Below are 20,974 nucleotides of genomic sequence, written 5' to 3' on the forward strand. Positions count from 1 at the left end.
CGAGGCTTTTCGCGTGCAGTACGACTCACACACCGCGCTCGTGGTGGTTGATGTGCAAAACGATTTCGCCGACCCGGCCGGCCGCCTGTACGTGCCGGGCGGCGAGGCGGTGGTGCCGGTCATCAATGCCGAAATCGCCCGCGCCCAGGCGGCCGGCGCCAGCGTGATCTACACGCGCGACTGGCACCCGCCGCATACGCCGCACTTCAAGCCGGACGGCGGCCCGTGGCCGGTGCACTGCGTGCGGGACACCTGGGGCGCGGCGTTTCACCCGCAGCTCGCGGTGGTCGGGCCGGTGGTGTCCAAGGGCTGCGGCGGTGAGGACGGCTATTCGGGCTTTGCGGTGCGCGACCCGCGCTCGGGCGCCGGACAGACCACCGAGCTCGACCGCCTGCTGCGCGAGCGGGGGATTTCGCGGCTGGTGATCGCAGGTCTGGCCACCGATTACTGCGTGCGCGCCACCGCGCTCGACGCGCTGCGCCTGGGTTACCGGGTGACGGTGCTGCGCGAGGCGGTGCGGGCGGTGGACCTCGCGCCCGGCGACGGGGCGCGGGCACTGGCGGAACTCGAGGCCGCGGGGGCGGAACTGGCATGAGCGCGCCCCCCGTCCCGGCGCTGTTCACGGACCTGTACGAGCTGACCATGCTGCAGGCCTACTGGGCCGAGGGCATGACGGCGCCGGCGGTGTTCGACGTGTTCGCGCGCAAGCTGCCGCCGCAGCGCAATTTCCTGCTGGCCTGTGGTCTCGAGGCGGTGCTGGATTATCTGGAGTCGTTCGCCATCTCCGGCCAGGATATCGACTATCTGCGCGGTCTTGGCACGTTCAAGCCGCAGTTCCTCGAGCGCCTGCGCGCGCTGCGCTTCACGGGCAAGGTGTACGCCATGGCCGAGGGCACGCCGCTGTTCGCCAACGAGCCGCTGCTGACCGTCGAGGCGCCGCTGCCCGAGGCGCAGATCGTCGAAACCGCCGTGCTGAACCTGCTGCACTACCCGACGCTGGTGGCCAGCAAAGGCGCGCGCGTGGTGCAGGCGGCGCAAGGACGCACGGTGGTCGATTTCGGCGCCCGCCGCGCGCACGGCGTGGATGCCGCCATCGCCTGTGCGCGGGCGCTGTACATCGCCGGCTACGACGGCAGCTCGAACGTCGAGGCCGGCCGCCGCTACGGCGTGCCGGTGGTCGGCACCGTGGCGCACAGTTACGTGCAGGCGCACGCGAGCGAGGCCGATTCGTTCGTCCGCTTCGCCGCCGAGTTCCCGGGCACCACGCTGCTGGTGGACACCTACGACACGCTCGACGGCGTGCGGCAGGTGATCGAACTGCGCCAGCGCCTTGGCGAGCATTTTCGGGTAAACGCCGTGCGCCTCGATTCAGGGGATCTCGGCGCGCTCGCCAAGGCCACGCGCGCTCTGCTGGATGCGGCCGGGATGAGCGAGGTACGCATCATGGCCAGCGGCGGCCTCGACGAGCAGGTGATCGCCGCGCTGCTGACGGACGGTGCGCCCATCGACGGTTTCGGTGTCGGCACCACGGTGGACGTGGTCGCCGACCGGCCGTATCTGGACGCCGCCTACAAGCTGGTGGCCTATGACGGGCGCGACTGCGGCAAGCTGTCGCCGGGCAAGGTCAGCCTGCCCGGCCGAAAGCAGGTGTTTCGGCGCTACGAGAACGGCGTCGCCGTGGGCGATACCATCGCCCGCCACGACGAATCCCTACCGGGCGAGCCGCTGCTCGCGTGCGTGATGCAGGACGGCCGGCGCCTGCCGGCCGGGCGGGTCGATACCGCCGGCGCGCGGGCCCATGCGGCGGCACAGCTTGCCCGCCTGCCGACCGCCCTGCGTGCGCTGGAGACGGCCGAGCCGTACCCGGTCGACATCAGCCCCGCGCTGCGCGCTGCCCGGCAGGCGCTGATCGACGCGCATCCGGTTGGTCGCAAGTAACGCTGGCGCGCCTCAGCCGGCCCACCATAGGGTGGCCGTCAGCAGCAGGCCGAACAGATGGGCGGTGGCGATGGTGGCGTGGATTGGTGCGAGCAGCCCGGCATTCGGGGTGCCCGGAGCGTGCCGCCGCAGGCGCCGCGCGGCAAACACCGGCAGCGGCGTTACCAGCAGGCAGGCCAGCGTGGTGGCGGGCAGTCGGTGGGCGAGCACTGCCATAACCAGCCACAGCCCGGCCGCGGCGGCGATGGCCAGGTACACCTGGCCGGCGCCGTGCGGGCCCAGGCGCACGACCAGCGTGCGTTTACCGGCGGCGGCGTCGGCGCCGCGGTCGGGGAAACCGTTGGCCAACAGGATGTTGGCCAGCAGCAGGGTGTACGGCATGCCGGCCAGCAGGGCCGTGAGCGACCAGTCGCCGCGCTGCACCAGGTCGGTGCCCAGCACCACCAGCAGCCAGGCGGCGGCGATGGCGGGTTCGCCGAGCGCGCGCGCCGACAGCCGCAGCGGCGGTGCCGAGTAGGCGATGGCCAGCGCCAGGCCGAGCGCGCCGATCACCCACAGCTGCGACCGGCCGGTCAGGGCCAGCGCGGCGCCGATCAGCCCCGCGCCCGCCAGCAGGCCGTAGCCGGCCACGGCGGCCTGCCGCGCCTCGAGCCGGCCTTCCTGGATCAGCCGGCTGCCGCCGCTGAACGGGCGCAGCGGATCGGTATTGACGGCGTCGGCGGCGCGGTCGTGGTAGTCGTTGACCAGATTGGCGCCAGCATGGGCGAGCAGCGCCCCCAGCAACGTCAGCACGGCGCGCGGCGCATCGATGGCGACGCCGTCGGCGCACGACGCGGCCAGCCCCAGCAGCACCGCCAACACGGTGGTGGTGAGAAATTGCGCGCGCACGGCGGCCAGCCACAGGCGCCAGGCGGGCATCGCTTCGGTCGCGCCGGCGGTTTCGGCTGGCATCATCGTCGGGGCCACGGTGCTCGAATCGGCCCGTTGCCGCGGCGTGGCGTTCGGTGTTGTTTGCGGCGGATCAAGCTGCGGGTGGCTGGATATTGATGTCGGTCAGGTCGCTTCGCAGCTGATGGCTGAGTATGATTAACGATCGTTAGAATAATTAGAATAAGCGGTATGCAGGGGATGGCGCTGAGTCACTCGGCGCTTGCCGTCCGGGACGTGATGCCCCGGCAAGAATCCAGGGCGGAAGCCCGCGGTTCACGGGACGCGGCGGGGCATGAGCCTTGCCGCAGCGGGCCGAACCAGTCCTGGGACGAGATTTCAGGTTTTCCATGGGCGCGCCAAAGCGGGCCGCACGGCGTCCAAATGAAGCCGACGGCCCCGTGCCAAGGCGCTCGGGAACCACGCCATGGCCGCCGGGCGGCCCGTTTTCGGCATCACGCAGGAGCAAGGGCATGCGTATCGAACGTCTCTCCCCGGCCAGTTACCGGGACCTCATCCAGCCAGACCGCGTCCACGGCTCGCTGTACACCGAGCCGTACGTGTTCGAGGACGAACTGGACAAGATTTTCCACCGCGGCTGGGTGTTCGTGGCCCACGACAGCGAGCTGCCGAATCCCGGCGACTACGTCACGCGCACCGTGGGCCGCCAGCATTACCTGGTCGTGCGCGGTCAGGACGGCGCCGTCAACGTGTTCTTCAACCGTTGCACGCACCGCGGCAACCTGCTGTGCAACAAGGCCAGCGGCAGCGCCAAGACCTTCGCCTGCCCCTATCACGGCTGGACGTTCGGCCTGAACGGCGAGCTGCAGGACGTGCCGCACGCCGGCGGGTTCGAGAAGGACTGGGCCAAGCTGGGCCTGGAAGTGCCTCGCAGCGGCAGCTACCGCGGCTTCATTTTTGCGAGCGCCGCCAAGGACGGCATCAGCCTCGACGAGCACCTGGGCCGCGCCAAGGAGCTCATCGACCGCGCCTGCGATCTGGCGCCGACTGGCAAGTTGCGCCTGACCGCCGGCTGGGTGCGCCATCAGTACGGCGCCAACTGGAAGATGCTGCCCGAGAACGACACCGACGGTTACCACGTCGGCTTCACGCACCAGTCGTTCGTGCGCGCCATCCGCTCGCAGTATGACAGCTTCGTGTCGGACGAAAAGCAGATCAAGGGCGTGATCCGCGACTGGGGCAACGGCCACACCGAAATCGATTTCGCCGGCGGTTACACCAAGCCGCTGGAGTGGCTCGGCACCACGCCCGAGAAAGTGCCGGACTACGTGGCCGCGCTGCACGAGGCCTACGGCAAGGAGCGCGCCGAGCGGCTGATGCACCTGGGCCCGCCGCATGCCTGCATCTGGCCGAACCTATTCCTGGCCGAGATGAACATCGTCATTTTCCAGCCGCTGGCGGTGAACAAGAGCGTGCAGTGGCACACGCCGATGCTGCTCGACGGCGCCGAGAGCCTCGATTTTCGTCTCTTGCGGCAGAGTGAGGGCGCGCTCGGGCCGGCCTCGTTCCTGGTGGCGGACGACGCGTCGATCGCCGAGCGCACGCAGCAGGCGCTGGAGTCGGGTGACCCGTGGTGCGATTTGAGTCGCGGCCTGAACCGCGAACAGCTGGACGCGCGCGGCGTGCGCACCTCGCACATGACCGACGAGACCTCGAACCGCGGGTTCTGGCAGCACTACCTGCGCGTCATGGCCGGTTGAGGGCAGCAGCATGAGCACGATGACCCTGGAACATCCACCGGTCAGCGAGGCCGAGCGGCGCGAGGTGACCGATTTCATCTACCGCGAGGCGCGCCTGGCCGACGAGGCGCGCTATGCCGACTGGGAAGCGCTGTGGACCGACGACGGCGTCTACTGGGTGCCGCGCGCCGAGGGCCACGACCCGGCCCGCCAGGTCTCCCATATCTACGACAACCGCACGCGCATCGCCACGCGCGTGCGCCAGCTGGCCACCGGCTACCGGTACAGCCAGGAGCCGGCCTCGCCGATGCGGCGTCTGCTGTCGAACGTCGAAATCACGCGCACCGACGACGGCTACGAGGTCGGTTCCAACTTCGTGCTGACCGAGATCGTGGCGCAATCCACGCACGAGCTGCGCGTGTGGGCCGGGCGCAGCACGCACCGCCTGCGGCGGGTGGAGGGCGGCCTCAAAATGGCGTTCAAGAAAGTGGTGCTCGTCAACGGCGACGAGGCCGTGCCGACACTGGCGTTTTTGATCTGATCGACTGCCGGCGGCTGGCCGCCGCCGCCGCGTCGTGCGGACCGCCCGGCTAGTTCCGGGCGGTTTTGCTTTCAAGGCCATGGAGCGGCCATCAGCGCAGCGAACAACCCGAGGAGAAACCCATGGCCAGCAAAAAACCGCTGGCGGCCATCCGTGGCTTTGCCATGTCGGACCTGAGCCGCCAATACATCGGCGAGACCTGGCAGCTCGCCGTCGCCGCCATTCACCGCGCCATCGCCGACGCGGGTCTCAAAAAGTCCGACATCGACGGCCTGCTCATCAACAAGAGCCCAGTGGCGCCGCTGATGGACCTGCCGATGGACCTGCTCGACTACGCGGGCCTCAAGGACCTCACCCTGTGCTCGGTGGTGGAGGCGGAGGGCTCGTCCGGCGTGCAGATGGTGCAGCAGGCGGCGCTGGCGGTGCAGGCCGGCATGGCCAAGGCGGTGGTGTGCGTGTTCTCGGACGCGCCGATCCGGCCGGGTGTCAGCACCCAGCAGGCGTTCGGCATGCCGCTGCCGCTGATGGGCAAGCTCGGTTCCGAGGCGCCGACCGGCCTGTTCGGGCCGGTGGCGGCCTATGCGCTCGCCGCGCGGCGCTACATGCACAAGAACCAGCTCACCGAGGATCACCTGGGCGCGGTGGCGGTGGCCTGCCGGCAGTGGGCGCTCAAGAACCCGCTCGCCATGATGAAAAAGCCACTCACCCTGGAAGAGCACCACGCCTCGCCGTACGTGGTGGAGCCGTTTCACCTGTTCGACTGCTCGTTCCCGGTCAACGGCGCCGTCGCGGTGGTGGTGACCGGCGCCGAGCGCGCCGCGGACGGCCCGCAGCCGGCCGTGTACATCCACGGCATCGGGCAGGGGCACCGGGGCGTCACCAACCGGCGCGGCTTCGAGAACGAGATCGAGATCGGCGCCAAACTGGCCGGCGAGGGTGCCTACGCCATGGCCGGCGTGGGTCCCAAGGACATCGACTGCGCGCAGGTGTACGACGCGTTCACGTACTGCATCCTGCTGCAGCTTGAGCAATACGGTTTCGTGCCGGCCGGCGGCGCCGGCGAATTCGTCCTGGCGGGGCAGACGGCGCCCGGCGGCAGCTTCCCGGTCAACACCGGCGGCGGGCAGTTGTCGGGCTACTACCTGCAGGGCGGCACGCCGCTGTCGGAGGGCGTGATGCAGGCGCGCGGCACCGCCGGCGAGCGGCAGGTGAAGCACGATCTGGTGCTCACCGCCGCCTACGGCGGACGCATGATGTACCACGCCTGCATGATCACCAGCCCCCACGCCAGCCTTTGAGGAGCCGCCTCATGTACGACATCACCCGCATCAAGGGCTGGCCGATGCCGGTCCTGACCGACCTCAATCGCCCGTATTTCGATGCCATGGCCGACGGCAAGGTGCTGGTGCAGCATTGCCCGGACTGCGACACCTGGCTGGCGCCGGGGGCGGTGCTGTGCGAGAACTGTGGCTCGACCGCCATCGCCTGGCGCGAGGCCAGCGGACATGGCGAGATTTACAGCTACGTGGTCATGCACCGCAGCTTCGATCCGGCTTTCGAGGCCATGGTGCCGTACAACGTGTGCCTGATCGAACTGACCGAAGGCCCGCGCCTGATGGCCAACGTCACCGGTCTTGCCAACAGCGAACTTGCCATCGGCCGCGCCGTACGTGCTACCTTCGAGCGCGTCGGTGAGGGTCTGCCGCTGCTCAAATTCGCGCCGGCCTGACCTCGCCGCGCCGGTCCCCACCCGCTTGCAGGAGGAGGCGGCAGCCATGCTGCCACGTGATTATCTTGCCCGCTGTGCGGCGCATTACCCGGACAAAATCGCCTACCACGACGGCGACCGCCGCCTCACCTGGCAGCAGCTGCATGCGCGCTCGGACCGTCTGGCGGCCGGCCTGCAGGGACTGGGCCTCGAAAAGGGCGCGGTGGCGGCCATCCTGAGCCACGAGCACCTCGAGGTCTACGAGCACCTGTTCGCCTGCTACAAGACCGGCCTGGTGCGCTGCGGCATCAACTGGCGCTACGCGCCGCGCGAGATGCTGCACGTCATTCGCGACAGTGATGCGCGGGTGATTCTGGTGCAGGCCAACTGCGTGCCGCTGCTGGAACCGATCCTGGACGACATCCGCGCCGACGGCCGGCGGCTGATCGGCTACGGCGGCGAGCACGGGCTCGAGCTCGACTACGAAACGCTGATCGACGGCGCCACCGCGGCGCCTGCTCTGCCGCCGCTGGCCGAGAACGACCTGATCGCGCTCAGCTACACCTCCGGCACCACCGGCCTGCCCAAGGGCGTGATGCTGGGGCAGGGCGCCATGCGCGATGCCATGCTCTACACCGTGCTGGCCATCGGCCTGCGTTACGAGGACGTCTGGTTCCCGCCGACGGCGTCCGGCTGGATCACGTTCATCCTGGGCTCGTTCAATCTCGTCAACGGCATGACCGTGGTGCTGCCGAATGGCGATTTCGACACCGTGCGGTTTCTCGATTTCGTCGGCCGCTACCGGGTCACCGCCACCATCATCGTGCCGCTGATGATGCAGCGCCTGCTCGACGAGTACGACCGCGGCGGCTACGACCTGTCCTCGCTGCGCCTGGTGACCTACGGCTCCTCGCCGGCGCGCCCGGCGCTGATCCGCCGCACCATGGACACCTTCGGCTGCGAGCTGATGCAGCTGTACGGCATCACCGAGGCCACCGGCGGCTGGGTCACTTTCCTGCACCACGACGATCACCTGCGCGGGCTCGCCGAGCGTCCCGATTTGCTGACCTCCTGCGGGCGCGGCGGCGTGCACATGGAGCTGTCCATCCGCGACGAACACGGTCGCCCACTGCCGCCCGGCGAGCAGGGCGAGGTGTGGATTCGCTCCAGCACCAACATGCTGGGCTACCTCAACCTGCCGGACCAGACCGCACAGGCGCTGGTGGACGGCTGGCTGCGCACGCACGATCTGGGCCGGCTGGATGCCGACGGCTACCTGTACCTGACCGATCGGAAGAATTTTTTGATCATCTCCGGTGCCGCCAACGTCTACCCGAGCGTGGTCGAGACGGTGCTGGCCGAGCACCCGGCGGTGCGCGAGGTGGCCGTGATCGGCGCGCCGCACCCCGAATGGGGCGAGGCGGTGGTGGCCACCGTCAGTCTCAAGGAGGGTGCGCATGTCACGGCCGAGGAGCTGCTCGAGTTTTGCCGGCCGCGTCTTGCCAAGTACGAAGTGCCCAAGCACATCGAGATCGTGCCCGATTTGCCCAAGGGACTGACCGGCAAGGTGCTGAAAAAAGACATCCAGGGCTGGTATCGGCGCGAGCCGCAGCGCCTGCCTTGGAAGCCGGTCGACTAGGAAACGCCGAAAAATTCCCTGCCTGGGGTTTTTCAGCTCGCCGTCGCGCGGTAGAAGCCCGCGCGATGCTCTGGGAATCAAGGACGTACGCTCTTGATTCAGGCCGGGGCATCCTGCCCTGCGGCGGAATGCGCTGAATCGATCAGGGCTTTCCTAATCGAACGTCAATTCGCTTACCATTTGCAGTTCATTGCGTGGGGCGCACTGCGCCCCAGTGGCCAGAGGAGGCATCCCCAATGACGAAGCCGGGTGAGAAATTCCATACCCAGATCACCACGCAGGCACCGGACATGGGCACCGGTCCGCTGCCGGTGGAGCCCTATATCTCGGCCGAGTTCTTCGAGCGGGAGCGCGAGAAAATCTTCCGCCGCGCCTGGCTCGAAGTGGCGCGGGTCGAGGAGCTGCCCAATCCGGGCGACTACGTGGTGCGCGAGATCGAGGTGCTCAAAACCTCGGTGCTGCTGGTGCGCGGCAAGGACGGCCAGGTGCGCGGCTTCCACAACGTGTGCACCCACCGCGGCATGGCGGTTGCCACTTGCGGCAAAGGCAACGCGCAGGGCTTCATCTGCACGTTTCACGGCTGGACCTTCGACATCGACGGGCGCCTGAAGGGCGTGCCCGGCGAGGAGTACTTCGCCGACTTCAGGCGCGATGACTACGGCCTGCGGCCGCTCGCCACGGACGTGTGGAATGGCTTCATCTTCGTGCACTGGGACCCGCAGCCGAAGGTCGGCCTGCGCGAGTTCCTGGGCGGCATGGCCACGCAGCTGGACGACTATCCGTTCGCGCGCTTCAACCACATCGCCCGTTACAGCGCGCGCGTCAAGGCCAACTGGAAGACCTTCATCGACGCCTTCCACGAGGCCTACCACGTGATGATGGTGCACCGGCACACCATCCCGGACGCCTGCGCCGGCCAGGAAAATCCCTACGGCCTGCTCAGCACGGCGCGCATCTACGGGCCGCATCATTCGGGTTCGGTGTGGGTGAACCCCGGCCACCAACCAACGCCATCAGAGACGCTCGCCTGGAAGTACGGCATGAGCTTCGCGCCCGGCGACATGGTCGAGTTGCCGGGCCTGAACCCGGACAAGAGTCCCAACTGGTGGTTCGACATCAACGTGTTCTTCCCGAACTTCTTCATCGATGTCGGCCCGGGCTGGTACTTCACCTACAACTTCTGGCCAGTGGCGGTGGACGAGTCCACCTGGGAGATGAACATCTACCAGCTCGACGCCAAGACTGCCGGGCAGAAATTCGCCCAGGAGCACACCAAGGTGCTGCTGCGCGACATCCTGTACGAGGACCTGTCGACGCTCGAATTCGCCCAGAAGGCGATGGCCTCCGGCGTGCTGAAGCACCTGCCGATCAGCGAAATGGAAATCGCCGTGCGCCACCAGCTGCACACGGTGCAGGAATGGGTGAACCGGCCGTGAACACGACTGCGACGACCTTTGCCCTGCCCAAGGGCTTCGAGGATCTGGCCTGGCTGGCCGACTGGGCGCTGCCCACCGAGCGGGCGCGCCATGCCAAGCGCGTGGCAACCCCGATCGAGGAGCTGCAGCGCGTCTACGATACGCTGTTGCCGCGCATCGAGGGCATGATCGCCCATCTCGACCAGTTTCCGGTCGATGCCCTGCCGCCGGCCGAGCAGAACCTCATGCTGCTCACGTTGGCCTTCGTGGAGGTGTCGCTGTCGGTAGAGCTGTTACATTCCCCGACGGTCCCGGACGGTTTCGCGCCGAGCCGCTTCGAGGTCCATTTCTGAGCCGCCGGCGTGTGCCGGCCGGTGTCGTAACCCACTGCCCAAGGATCATCAAAGGATCAACCAATGGCTATCGAGATCGACGTCAACAAGACCGCCCTGCTGTCGATGGATTTCCAGAACGACATCATCCATCCGGATGCCCCGCTGGCGCAGGCGGCCGGCTTTGCCAAGATGGTGCAGGAAACCGGCATCCTGCCGCGCAGTGCCAAGCTGCTCGACGCCGCCCGCGAGGCCGGCATGAAGGTGATTCATGTGGTGGTGGAGTTCGACGAGAACTCTCCGCCCATGCCACACCGCGGCGCGTTTTTCCGCATGCTGGGATCGGGCGGCCCGACCCTGCAGCCGGGCACCTGGGGCGCGCAGATCCACGAAGCCGTAGCACCCAAGCCGGGTGACGAGATCGTGAAGAAATCCATGATCAGCGCCTTCGTCGGCTCCAATCTCGACGAGCTGCTCAAGAAAAACGGCATCACCGACATCGCCATGATCGGCGTCGCCACCACCTTCGTGGTCGAGGGCACCACCTGGAGCGCGGTCGACAAGGGCTACAGCTGCATCGTCATCGAAGACTGCGTGTGCGCCGGCAGCAAAGAGGCCCATGACGCCGCCATCCAGACCTCGCTGAACTATCTGGCCGATATCTGCAAGGCCGACGAGTTCATCGCCGCGCTGCAGAAATAACCCATCGGCGGCGGGGGCCGTCACGGCCCCCTGGCGCCGACACCCCCGGCACTTCGGCTCGGTCGTGCAGCCAGCCAGGTGGCGGCTCTGCCTCGAAGCCCCGGCGGCGCGCATGCCACTGGGGCTTTTCGCTATCTGCCTGGCCTGTTCGACCCAAAAAATCAACAAGTTTCGGGCATCGTTGCAGGACTGCGACTGAAAGACCCTCCCGTGACCAAAGCACGCTCGAAAATCACCCCCGGTGCCTGGGATCCGTCCATCTGTCACGGACTGATCGACGAACTGCAGCGCCTGCGGGCGGCCATGCTGGCTGCCGAGCAGCAGTTCGCTACGCGCATCGCGGCGGTCGATCCTGCCTGGCGGCCGAGTGCCGTGAATCTCGTCCATTACCTGGCCATGCGGCGGTTCGACATCCGCCGCCTGCAAGAGCGCCTGGCGTGGATTGGCGTGTCCTCGCTCGGTCGCGCCGAGACGCACGCGCTGGCCAATCTCGACAAGGTGCTCGGCCTGCTGCACGTGCTGGTGGGGCAGAGCTGGACGCCGCGCTCGAGCGAGGAGCCGGTCGGCGCCCGTCGCGGCCCGGCGCTGCTCGAGCAGCATGCCGAGGCGCTGTTCGGGGCGGCTCCCGAGCCGCGCACGGTGCGCATCATGGTCACGTTGCCGAGCGAGGCGGCGCGCGATGATGCACTGGTCGCCACACTGATCGAAAACGGCATGGACATCGCCCGCATCAACTGTGCACACGACGATGCCGCGGCGTGGATGGCCATGGCCGGTCGCATGCGCGCGCACGCGCGGCGGCTCGGGCGGTCGGTGCGGGTGCTGATGGACCTGGCTGGCCCGAAGTTGCGTACCGGCCCCATCGAGACAGGGCCGCCGGTGCTCAAGATCAAGCCCGAGCGCGATCCCTGGGGGCGGGTGGTCAAGCCGGCCGTGCTCGGCCTGTACCGACCGGGTGCTGCGCGCCAGTTGCCTGGTGCCGCCGGTTGGGTGGTGGTCGAGCCCGACTGGCTGGCCCAGCTGCGCGTGGGCGATCAGGTCGAGTTCGAGGACGCGCGCGCTGCGCGGCGTTGCTACACGGTGCAGGCGGTCGATGGCGAAAGCGCGGTTTTGGCCGGCGAGCAGACGGCCTACCTGGTCGAGACCACGCGCCTGGCGTTGGCGCGCCCCGGCGCGGCGCCGCAGACCACCAGTGTCGGCGGGCTGCCGCCGGCACCCGAGCGGTTGCGTCTGCAGCGTGGCGACTGGCTGCGCGTCACGCCGGGCGGCACCGGTCGGCCGGCACAGCCGGCGCACGGGCGGCGGCGCGCCCAGCCGGCGAGTGTGCCCTGCACGCTGCCGGAGGCGCTCATGCAGGTACGGCGCGGCGAGCGCATCTGGTTCGACGATGGCCGCATCGGCGGGGTGATCCGGCGCGTCACGCGCCAGGGCGTGTGGGTCGAGATCACCGACTGCCGGCCGGGCGGCGCCTGGCTGCGCGCCGACAAGGGCATCAACCTGCCCGACTCCACCCTGAAGCTGCCGGCGCTCACCGACAAAGATCTCGCCGATCTGAAGGTCGTGGTCAGACAGGCCGATCTGGTGGGGCTGTCGTTCGTGCAGTCGGCCGATGACGTGCGCGCCCTGCAGGCACGCCTGCTCGAGCTGGGCGCCCCGGCGCTCGGCGTCATCCTCAAGATCGAGACCCGGCGCGGCTTCGAGCAGCTGCCCGGGTTGTTGCTGGCGGCCATGGGCAGTCGCGCCGCCGGGGTGATGATCGCGCGCGGCGATCTGGCCATCGAGTGCGGCTTCGAGCGTCTCGCCGAGGTGCAGGAGGAACTGCTGTGGGCCTGCGAGGCGGCGCACATGCCGGTGGTGTGGGCGACGCAAGTGCTCGAGACGCTGGCCAAGACCGGCCAGCCGTCGCGCGCCGAGATCACCGATGCGGCCATGGGCGGCCGCGCCGAGTGCGTGATGCTCAACAAGGGCCCCTACGTGCACGAGGCGGTTAGGCTGCTAGACGACATCCTGCGCCGCATGCAGGCGCATCAGTCCAAAAAACGCAGCCTGCTGCGGGCGCTGCACTTCCTGCCGGGCGAGGAGCCGCCGCCGGCCGGCGTTTGAGCGCGAGTCGGCGGACGCTTCAAGCGCTCCCGAACAATCCGCCGCGCGCGGCCTCGGTGACGGCGGCCACCGCCGCGTGGCGCAGGCGCCGCTCGGTCGAGATGGCATAAAAGCGCTCACGCACGTCATCGATGACGCCGATCAGCGTGACGCCGCACTGCTGCTCGATGTCGCCCGCCACCACCCGCGGGCCGACGAACACCCCCGTGCCCGCTTGTCCGAACGATTGCATCAGGCTGCCGTCGTCGAACTCGCCGGCCACCTGCGGGCGGATGTCGTGTCGGTCGAGCCAGTGCTCTATGGCGCCACGCAGCGCACTGCGCGGTGCCGGCAGTAGCAGCGGCGCTTCACCCAGCACCTGCGGGAAGGGCTGCGGATAACGCTCGCGCAGCGCCGGGGTGGCGAAAAAACCGATCCCGGACTCACCGAGCAGGTGGTTGAAGGCGCGCAGTTCGAGACCGGGGTCGAGCGGCGCGTCGGCGAGCACCAGATCGAGCCGGTGTAGCGCCAGTTCGGCCACCAGATCGCCGAGCGCGCCCTCGCGGCAGCTGAGCCGTACCGGCCGGCCGAGTGTGAGCGCCGGCGCCAGCAGGCGCTGCACCACCACCTTGGAGAGGGCATCGACGGCGCCGACCCGAAACGGCAGCGGCTGGTCGGTATGGCGGCCGGCGAGTGCCGCCTGCAGCTCCGAGCCCAGGCGAAAGATCTCCTGCGCATAACCGAACACGGTGTGGCCGAGCTCGGTCAGCGCAAGGCCGCGCCCGGCCGGCGCGAACAGCCGCCCGCCGAGTGTGCGTTCGAGCGCACGCAGCTGGCCGGTGATGGTCTGCGGCGTCAGGAACAGCACCTTCGCGGCGCCGATGACGCTGCCCTCGCGGGCGACGACCCAGAAGTAATACAAGTGGTTGTAGTTGAGGCCGCGCATTCGACTACTCGAAAATAATTGATCAATGAAAGCATAAAAAATCGATTTTTATTTAATCCGAGCATGCCGTAGGCTGCCCCCTGTCGCAACCCGATCCCGAGGTAAGCCATGAAACGCATCGCTCTTTTTCTCGTCACCAACCTTGCCGTGCTGGCCGTACTGGCCGTCACCAGCCGCCTGCTCGGCGTCGACCGCTTCCTCACCCACAACGGCCTCGACCTGCCGGCGCTGTTCGCCTTCGCGGCCGTGTTCGGCATGGGCGGCGCCTTCATATCGCTCGCCATCTCGCGCTGGATGGCCAAGCGCGCCACCGGCGCGCGGGTGATCGACACGCCCGCCAACGCCACCGAACGCTGGCTGGTCGATACCGTGGCGCGGCAGGCGCAGCAGGCCGGCCTGCCGATGCCGGAGGTTGCGATCTTCCCCTCGCCGCAGCCGAACGCCTTCGCAACCGGCCCCAGCCGCTCGCGTGCGCTGGTGGCGGTCTCCACGGGTCTGCTGGAACACATGGACCGGCGCGAGGTGGAAGCGGTGCTGGCGCACGAAGTCAGCCACATCGCCAACGGCGACATGGTGACGCTGACGTTGATTCAGGGCGTGGTGAACACGTTCGTGATCGCGCTGTCGCGCATCGCCGGCTATGCGGTCGATCGCGCGCTGGCCGGCGGACAGGAGCGTGAGGCCGAGGCGGCGCCCGGCGCCGCCTACTGGGTCACCAGCCTCGTGTGCGAGCTGCTGTTCGGCATCGTCGCCACGCTGGTGGTGATGGCCTTCAGCCGCCGGCGCGAGTTCCGCGCCGACGCCGGTGGTGCGCAGCTGGCCGGTCGCGAGGCCATGATCGCAGCGCTCGAACGCCTGCGCGCGGTGCAGGAACCGCAGCCGCTGCCGGCGGCGCTGAACGCGTTCGGCATCTTGGGTGGCAGGGGCTGGACGCGGCTGTTCCTGTCCCACCCGCCGCTCGAACAGCGCATTGCCGCGCTGCGGCAACGCGCCTGAAATCCGCCGATTCATTCCCCCGGAGGACATGCCCATGCAATGCCCAGCCTGCCAGGTCGACTTGCAGATCGCCGAGCGCCATTTCATCGAGATCGACTACTGCCCCAAGTGTCGCGGCGTGTGGCTGGACCGCGGCGAGCTCGACAAAATCATCGAGCGCGCCGCCGCCAACGAGCCGCTGCGCTCGGCGCCCCGGCCGGTGGCGGGCGAGCCCGCGCCGCGCCGGCGCGAGGGCGACGACCACGACCGCCATTCGCGCCACCACAAGTCCCGCAGGCGCGGCTTTCTCGGCGAGCTGTTCGACTTCGACTGAACCGCTGGGGACGCGCTGCGCCCCCCCTTCTTTCACGTGCGGTAAGCGGCGGGCCGGCTGCGGCGCGCCACCGGCAGGCTGTGTCCCGGAGAACGAGAACCCATGATCGAGACGATCGGCAACGGTTGGATGTGGGCGGGCTTCGTCGCCTTCATCGGCGTGATGGTGGCCATCGACATGCTGCTGCTCGGACGCCAGGGCGCGCACCGCGTCAGCGCCCGCGAGGCCGGCACCTGGTCGGCGGTGTGGATCGTGCTGGCGCTCGCCTTCAACGCCGCGCTGTGGTGGTGGCTGGATGGCCAGCTCGGGCGCGACATCGCCAACCAGAAGGCGCTCGAATTTCTGACCGGTTATCTGGTCGAGAAGGCGCTTGCGGTCGACAACATCTTCGTGTTCGTGATGATCTTCGGCTACTTCGCGGTGCCGATCGAGTACCAGCGGCGGGTGCTGGTGTACGGCGTACTCGGCGCCATCGTGCTGCGCGCGGCGATGATCCTGGCCGGCGCGGTGCTGATCGCGCGCTTTCACTGGATTCTTTACCTGTTCGGCGCGCTGCTGGTGTTCACCGGCCTGCGCATGATGCTGGCCGCCGAGCACGCGCCGGATCTGGCCAAGAACCCGGCGCTGCGCTGGCTGCGCGGGCATTTGCGTGTCACCGACGCCTATCATGGCGACCGCTTCACGGTGCGCCTGAACGGTGTACGCCATTTCACGCCGCTGTTCCTGGTGCTGGTGATGATCGAGCTCAGCGACGTGGTGTTCGCGGTGGACAGCATCCCCGCCATCTACGCCATCACCGGCGATCCGTTCATCGTGTTCACGTCGAACATGTTCGCCATCCTGGGTCTGCGCGCGCTGTACTTCCTGCTGGCGGACATGGCGCAGCGGTTTCGGCTGCTCAAGTACGGCCTTGCGCTCATCCTGGTGCTGATCGGCGCCAAGATGCTGCTGGCCGAGGTGTACAAGCTGCCGATCGGCGTGGCGCTGGGGCTGGTGGCGCTGATCCTGGCCACCAGCGTGCTGGCGAGCTGGTGGCAGGACCGGCGGGGCGCGGCCTGACGCGGCGCATAATCGCGGCTCCCGTCCACCCCGCAAAGGAGCCGCCATGACGCCCTGGTATTTCGAGGACTTCACGCCCGGCGCGGTGATCCCGACCGTGCGCCGCACTGTGACCGAGGCCGACGTCATGGCCTTCGCGGGCCTGTCCGGCGACTACAACGTGCTGCACACCGATCGGCTGTTCGCCGCCGAGACGCAGTTCGGCGAGCCGATCGCGCATGGTCTGCTCGGACTCGCCATCGTGTCCGGGCTGATGCACCAGACCGGCGTCATCAACGGCACCATCATCGGCTTTCTGGGGCTGACCTGGCGCTTCACGGCGCCGGTGAAATTCGGCGACACCATCGCCGCCGAGATGCGCGTGCGCGCCGTGAAGGAAACCTCCAAACCCGACCGTGGCGTGGTGACGCTGGCGTTCACGGTCACCAATCAGCGCCAGGAGCGCGTGCAGGACGGCGAGTTCACGCTGATGATGCGGCGCCGGGCGTGATCGTTGCCGGCGATCGGTGGCGCGGCGCCGGCATGAGCCGGGCCGCCAGGCGGGAAATACCGGCGCCCGCGCAGTCACACAGTGCCGAGAAACTGCTCCAGATCCCGCAACAGCCGCGCCGCCGGCACGCCGTCGGTGACGCGGTGATCGAAGGTGAGGCTCACGCTAAGGCACTGCCGCCAGGCGAGGCCCGCGCCGTCCCGTACCGCGACCTCGCGCACGCGTCCTGAACCCAAAATCGCCACCTGCGGCGGGTTGATGATGGGCGTGAAGGTGTCGATGCCATGACCGCCGAGGTTCGACACCGTGAAGGTGCCACCGTCGGCCTCGCCGGGCTGTAGGCGGTTGCGGCGGGCGCGCGCGGCAAGGTCGCGCATCTTGTGCGTGAAATCCGCGAGCGACAGGGCGTGCGCGTGATGGACCACCGGCGTGACGAGGCCATCGTCGAGCGCGACTGCAAAGCCGAGGTGCACCGCCGCCGACGGCCGCACCAGATCACCCTCTACGGTGGCGTTGAGGTGGGGGTGGCGCGGTAGCTGCTGCGCGATCGCCCAGCCGAGCAGTTCCCCCCAGCTTGGGCGCGCCGGCGTCTGCGCGCGCCAGGCGGCGGCTGAGGTGACGTCGATGTCGCGCGTCAGCGTCAGCTGCGCCGTCTCGCGCAGGCTACCGAGCAGGCGCTCGGCGATGCGGCCGCGGCGTTCGCGCAGCGAGTAAGGGACGGCAGCGCCCGGGGTGAGCAGCGCCTCAATGTCGGCCTCGACGATGCGCCCGCCGGGGCCGCTGCCGCGCACGGCCGCAAGATCGATGCCGTGGTCTTTGGCCAGCTTGCGAGCGCGGGGCGTGATCTGAGGCCCCGGGGGCGGGGCAGGGGAGTGATCGGCGCTGGAGGTCTTCGTCGGCGCTGCGGTGGGCTCGGCGGGCGCATCCGCGGTCAGCTCGTCGGCAGTGCCGATCAGGCACAGCGCGCTGCGCACCGGCACGGTCTCGCCGGCTTCCACCAGCGCCCGCAGGAACACGCCGCCACGGTCGGCGACGAGCTCCCCCGCCACTTTGGATGACTCGACCTCGGCGATCACTTCGCCCTCGGCCACCGCATCGCCAGGTGATTTGAGCCAGCGCGTGACCTGCCCGTCCTGCATGCCCATGGACCACTGCGGCAGCAGCACTTCGTGCGCCATGGCGGTTATTCCTGCACCAGCGCCCGCGCCGCGGCGACGATGTCGGCGGCCTGCGGATAGAAGCCTTTTTCTAGCGCCGGCGAGAACGGAATCTGCATGTCGGGCGCGGTCAGGCGCTTCAAGGGCGCGCGCAGCGACCAGAAGCCGTCCTCGGCGATGCTGGCGACGATCTCGCCGGCCACGCCGCAGCTCTTGTGACCCACGTCCACCACCAGCGCGCGGCCGGTTTTGGCGACCGATTCCAGAATCGTCGCCCGGTCGAGCGGCACCAGCGTGCGCGGGTCGATGACTTCGAGCGAGATGCCCTCCGCGGCCAGTGTGTCGGCGGCGGCGAGCGCCTCGCGCACGCGCGAGCCGATCGCGACCAGCGTCACGTCGCTGCCCTCGCGGCGCACGGCGGCCTGCCCGAACGGCACCAGGTAATCGTCTTGCGGCACCGGGCCACGGGCGCCCCACAGCGCGCCGTCTTCGAACACCAGCACCGGGTCGTCGTCGCGGATGGCGCTCTTGAGCAGGCCCTTGGCGTCGTGCGGGCTGCTCGGCACGGCGATCTTCAGACCCGGCACCTGCATGAACATGGCGTAGTTGCGGTCCGAGTGCTGTGCCGCAAGACCGCCGTTGTAGAACAGCGCGGCGCGGAACACCGCCGGCACGTGTGCCTGGCTGCCGTACATGTAGGCCGTTTTGGCGGCCATGCTGACCAGCGGGTCCATGGCCAGATACATGAACGACGCGATGGTGAAATCGACGATCGGCCGCATGCCGACCAGCGCCGCGCCGACCGCCACGCCGGCAAAGCCGGCCTCGCTGATCGGCGTGTCGCGCACGCGACCCTGACCGAATCGTGCGGCAAGGCCGCCGGTCGAGCCGTAGACGTTGAACGACACGTCCTCGCCCAGGATGAACACGCGCGGATCGCGCGCCATCTCTTGTTCCTGCGCCTCGCGAATGGCCTCGAGGAAGGTCAGCTCACGCATGGCCGGCTCCGATCGGCGTGCGGTACAGGCCCCGGTGCGCTTCGGCCGGGTCCGGCCACGGGCTTTGCTCGGCGAATTCGAGCGCGGCGGCGACCTCGGCGGTGACTTCGGTCTCGATGCTTGCCAGCGTGTCGGCATCGGCCACGCCGCTTTCGGTGAGGTGCGCGGCCAGCAGCGGCAGCGGATCGCGCGCCATCCAGGCGGCCAGTTCGCCGGGGTCGCGGTACGCAATGCCGTCGTACAGCGGGCCTTCAGAGTGGTGCACGTAGCGGTAGGTCTTGGCCTCGATCAGCGTCGGGCCGCCGCCGGCGCGGGCGCGGGCCACGGCCGCGCTCACCGCCGCGTGCACGGCCAGCGCATCCTGGCCGTCGACGATGTGTCCGGGCATGTCATACGCCGCCGCGCGGCGGGCGACGTCGGTGCTGCGGCTGACGCGCGAGAAGGCCGTGGTCACGCCGTAGCCGTTGTTCTCGCACAGGAACACCACCGGCACCTGCCAGGCGGATGCGATGTTGAGCGCCTCGTGGAAATAGCCCTCGTTGGACGCGCCGTCGCCGAAAAAGCACAGGCACACCCGGTCGCTGCCCTGCATCTTGAGGCCGAGCGCGGCGCCGACCGCCACCGGCAGGCCGGAACCGACGATGCCGCTCTCGCCAAGACTGCCGACCGAAAAATCGGCCAGATGCATCGAGCCGCCCTTGCCGCCATTGACGCCGGTCGCCTTGCCCAGGATCTCCGCCAGCAGCGGCCCCAGCGCCGCGCCCTTGCCGATGGGGTGGCCGTGCGAGCGGTGGTTGCCGACCATGGTGTCGTCGCCGCGCAGCGCCATGCAGGCGCCGACCACCTCGGCCTCCTGGCCGATCGACAGGTGCACCGAGCCCGGGATGCGGCCGCGGTCGAAGAGGGTCTTGACGGTCTCGTCGAAGCGGCGGATGCGCAGCATGCGCCGGTACATGTCGAGCTGCGTGGCGGGGTCCGGGTTAGTCATCGGTGTGTGCATCTTGCTGGTGAAATGCAAGCGGAGAGGCGCGCGACTGGCGCTAGCCCCGCGGCACAGGGAAGTGCCGCCGTTTTCAGCGCCGCAACGGCGCTGAAAACGAAGGAACCCGAAACCCGCGCGTTTCGGGTTCCTTAGTCCGGGGAGCCCACGACGGGCTCATCCGGACTTTCCGATTCAATGCACGCCCATGCCGCCGTCGCAGTTGATGGTCTGCGCGGTGACGAAATCGCTCGCCGGCGAGCACAGGAACACCACCGTGCCGACCAGGTCCGCCGGCTGCTCGCGGCGCTTGAAGCACTGCGCGGCCAGCACGCCGGCCCACATCTCATCACCGAACGGTGCCTCGGCCACGCCGGGGGTTTCCGTGAGGCCCGGCGCGATCACGTTCACGTTGATGTCGTACTCGCCGAGCTCGCGCGCCAGCGAGCGGGTCATGCCGATCACCGCGCCTTTGGTGGCGACGTAAGCGCTCAGCATGGGCGGCGGGGCGTGGAAGGTGGCCGAGGCGACGTTGACGATCTTGCCGCGCCGGCGCGCTTTCATGTCCGGCACCACGGCGCGGATGCAGTGAAAGCTGCCGAACACATTGAGCCTGAACAGCCGCTCCAGGAACGCCGCGTCGGTCTGCTCGATGGGCGCCAGCGGATACGCGCCGGCGTTGTTGACCAGCCCGTCGATGGGGCCGAGCCGGGCCTTGATGTCGGCCGCGCAGCGCAGCACGGCGGCCTCGTCCGTCACGTCGCACACGAAGCCGGCCGCCTTGCCGCCGGCGGCGCGGATGGCCGCCGCGGCGTCCTCGGCGCCGGCGATGTCGCTCACCGCCACCGCCGCGCCCTCGCGCGCCAGGCCTTCGGCGTAGGCGCGGCCAAGACCGCGCCTACGCCGGTGACCCAGATGACCTTGCCGTCCAGTTGACCGTTCATCGCTCTCCTCCTTGAATGAATGATCGCTTGGGTGGTGGCGACTGTGACACCGCGCATCGGGTGAGTCAAAGCGCTCTGGAAGGCCCTCTCCCCCGGCCCCTCTCCCGC

Annotated in this window: 21 protein-coding genes; 15 read left to right on the plus strand and 6 right to left on the minus strand. The window is 68.9% G+C overall.

The window, feature by feature from the left end; all coding sequences use genetic code 11:
* Window positions 1–13: 13 nt before the first annotated feature.
* Both PHC73_RS00005 and PHC73_RS00010 read left to right on the plus strand, forming a co-directional pair.
* Window positions 14–595, plus strand: a complete 582-nt coding sequence (locus PHC73_RS00005) for an isochorismatase family protein (protein WP_366949761.1) — start codon at window positions 14–16, stop codon at window positions 593–595.
* Window positions 592–1,938, plus strand: a complete 1,347-nt coding sequence (locus tag PHC73_RS00010) for a nicotinate phosphoribosyltransferase (RefSeq protein ID WP_300123503.1) — start codon at window positions 592–594, stop codon at window positions 1,936–1,938. Before PHC73_RS00005 ends, PHC73_RS00010 begins: the two co-directional genes overlap by 4 nt.
* A 12-nt stretch (window positions 1,939–1,950) precedes the next feature.
* Here the strand turns inward: PHC73_RS00010 and PHC73_RS00015 are convergent, their stop codons facing one another.
* Window positions 1,951–2,856 (minus strand): prenyltransferase, encoded by a 906-nt coding sequence (locus PHC73_RS00015; RefSeq protein WP_300123504.1) that lies wholly within the window; start codon window positions 2,854–2,856, stop codon window positions 1,951–1,953.
* 482 nt (window positions 2,857–3,338) lie between these two features.
* On the opposite strand from PHC73_RS00015, the gene PHC73_RS00020 reads away from it, so the two are divergent.
* The 9 genes from PHC73_RS00020 to PHC73_RS00060 all read left to right on the plus strand — a co-directional run bounded on the left by PHC73_RS00020 (window position 3,339) and on the right by PHC73_RS00060 (window position 13,005).
* The gene (locus PHC73_RS00020) at window positions 3,339–4,586 is read left to right on the plus strand and encodes an aromatic ring-hydroxylating dioxygenase subunit alpha (RefSeq protein ID WP_300123505.1); all 1,248 of its coding nucleotides are present in this window, start codon (window positions 3,339–3,341) and stop codon (window positions 4,584–4,586) included.
* 10 nt (window positions 4,587–4,596) lie between these two features.
* Window positions 4,597–5,106, plus strand: a complete 510-nt coding sequence (locus tag PHC73_RS00025) for an aromatic-ring-hydroxylating dioxygenase subunit beta (RefSeq protein WP_300123506.1) — start codon at window positions 4,597–4,599, stop codon at window positions 5,104–5,106.
* A 122-nt stretch (window positions 5,107–5,228) separates the two neighbouring features.
* Window positions 5,229–6,404: a thiolase family protein gene (locus PHC73_RS00030; RefSeq protein WP_300123507.1), complete on the plus strand. Its 1,176-nt coding sequence runs from the start codon at window positions 5,229–5,231 to the stop codon at window positions 6,402–6,404.
* An 11-nt stretch (window positions 6,405–6,415) separates the two neighbouring features.
* Complete coding sequence (locus tag PHC73_RS00035; RefSeq protein ID WP_300123508.1) at window positions 6,416–6,835, plus strand: OB-fold domain-containing protein; 420 nt, start codon at window positions 6,416–6,418, stop codon at window positions 6,833–6,835.
* 46 nt (window positions 6,836–6,881) lie between these two features.
* On the plus strand, window positions 6,882–8,453 hold the full coding sequence (locus PHC73_RS00040) for a class I adenylate-forming enzyme family protein (protein WP_300123509.1): 1,572 nt from the start codon (window positions 6,882–6,884) through the stop codon (window positions 8,451–8,453).
* 236 nt (window positions 8,454–8,689) lie between these two features.
* Window positions 8,690–9,889: an aromatic ring-hydroxylating dioxygenase subunit alpha gene (locus PHC73_RS00045; RefSeq protein WP_300123510.1), complete on the plus strand. Its 1,200-nt coding sequence runs from the start codon at window positions 8,690–8,692 to the stop codon at window positions 9,887–9,889.
* Window positions 9,886–10,221: a hypothetical protein gene (locus PHC73_RS00050; protein ID WP_300123511.1), complete on the plus strand. Its 336-nt coding sequence runs from the start codon at window positions 9,886–9,888 to the stop codon at window positions 10,219–10,221. The genes PHC73_RS00045 and PHC73_RS00050 overlap by 4 nt, the downstream gene beginning before the upstream one ends.
* 63 nt (window positions 10,222–10,284) lie before the next feature.
* Window positions 10,285–10,902: a cysteine hydrolase family protein gene (locus tag PHC73_RS00055; protein ID WP_300123512.1), complete on the plus strand. Its 618-nt coding sequence runs from the start codon at window positions 10,285–10,287 to the stop codon at window positions 10,900–10,902.
* A 210-nt stretch (window positions 10,903–11,112) separates the two neighbouring features.
* Window positions 11,113–13,005, plus strand: a complete 1,893-nt coding sequence (locus tag PHC73_RS00060; RefSeq protein ID WP_300123513.1) for a pyruvate kinase — start codon at window positions 11,113–11,115, stop codon at window positions 13,003–13,005.
* Window positions 13,006–13,024: 19 nt separating this feature from the next.
* Here the strand turns inward: PHC73_RS00060 and nhaR are convergent, their stop codons facing one another.
* Window positions 13,025–13,930 carry a transcriptional activator NhaR gene (nhaR, locus tag PHC73_RS00065; protein WP_300123514.1) on the minus strand — a complete coding sequence of 302 codons (906 nt, stop codon included), beginning with the start codon at window positions 13,928–13,930 and terminating at the stop codon, window positions 13,025–13,027.
* A gap of 108 nt (window positions 13,931–14,038) precedes the next feature.
* Here nhaR and htpX point away from each other — a divergent pair, with 108 nt between their 5' ends.
* From htpX to PHC73_RS00085, 4 genes are all read left to right on the plus strand, one after another.
* The gene (gene htpX / locus PHC73_RS00070) at window positions 14,039–14,926 is read left to right on the plus strand and encodes a protease HtpX (protein WP_300123515.1); all 888 of its coding nucleotides are present in this window, start codon (window positions 14,039–14,041) and stop codon (window positions 14,924–14,926) included.
* A gap of 34 nt (window positions 14,927–14,960) precedes the next feature.
* Window positions 14,961–15,239 carry a zf-TFIIB domain-containing protein gene (locus tag PHC73_RS00075; protein WP_300123516.1) on the plus strand — a complete coding sequence of 93 codons (279 nt, stop codon included), beginning with the start codon at window positions 14,961–14,963 and terminating at the stop codon, window positions 15,237–15,239.
* 102 nt (window positions 15,240–15,341) lie between these two features.
* On the plus strand, window positions 15,342–16,298 hold the full coding sequence (locus PHC73_RS00080) for a TerC family protein (protein WP_300123517.1): 957 nt from the start codon (window positions 15,342–15,344) through the stop codon (window positions 16,296–16,298).
* 46 nt (window positions 16,299–16,344) lie between these two features.
* Window positions 16,345–16,788, plus strand: coding sequence for a MaoC/PaaZ C-terminal domain-containing protein (locus tag PHC73_RS00085; RefSeq protein WP_300123518.1), 444 nt, complete (start codon window positions 16,345–16,347; stop codon window positions 16,786–16,788).
* A gap of 74 nt (window positions 16,789–16,862) precedes the next feature.
* On the opposite strand, the gene PHC73_RS00090 is transcribed toward PHC73_RS00085, so the two are convergent.
* The 4 genes from PHC73_RS00090 to PHC73_RS00105 all read right to left on the minus strand — a co-directional run bounded on the left by PHC73_RS00090 (window position 16,863) and on the right by PHC73_RS00105 (window position 20,837).
* A complete protein-coding gene (locus tag PHC73_RS00090) occupies window positions 16,863–17,966 on the minus strand; it encodes a dihydrolipoamide acetyltransferase family protein (RefSeq protein ID WP_300123519.1) in 1,104 nt (367 codons plus the stop codon).
* A gap of 5 nt (window positions 17,967–17,971) precedes the next feature.
* Entirely contained in the window at window positions 17,972–18,943 is a 972-nt protein-coding gene (locus tag PHC73_RS00095; RefSeq protein ID WP_300123520.1) for a pyruvate dehydrogenase complex E1 component subunit beta, read from the minus strand.
* Window positions 18,936–19,931 (minus strand): thiamine pyrophosphate-dependent dehydrogenase E1 component subunit alpha, encoded by a 996-nt coding sequence (locus tag PHC73_RS00100; protein ID WP_300123521.1) that lies wholly within the window; start codon window positions 19,929–19,931, stop codon window positions 18,936–18,938. Before PHC73_RS00100 ends, PHC73_RS00095 begins: the two co-directional genes overlap by 8 nt.
* Before the next feature lie 186 nt (window positions 19,932–20,117).
* On the minus strand, window positions 20,118–20,837 hold the full coding sequence (locus PHC73_RS00105) for an SDR family oxidoreductase (protein WP_300123548.1): 720 nt from the start codon (window positions 20,835–20,837) through the stop codon (window positions 20,118–20,120).
* Window positions 20,838–20,974 lie beyond the last annotated feature (137 nt).

The sequence above is a fragment of the Immundisolibacter sp. genome, assembly GCF_028696615.1.
In the GTDB taxonomy this organism is placed as follows: Bacteria; Pseudomonadota; Gammaproteobacteria; order Immundisolibacterales; family Immundisolibacteraceae; genus Immundisolibacter.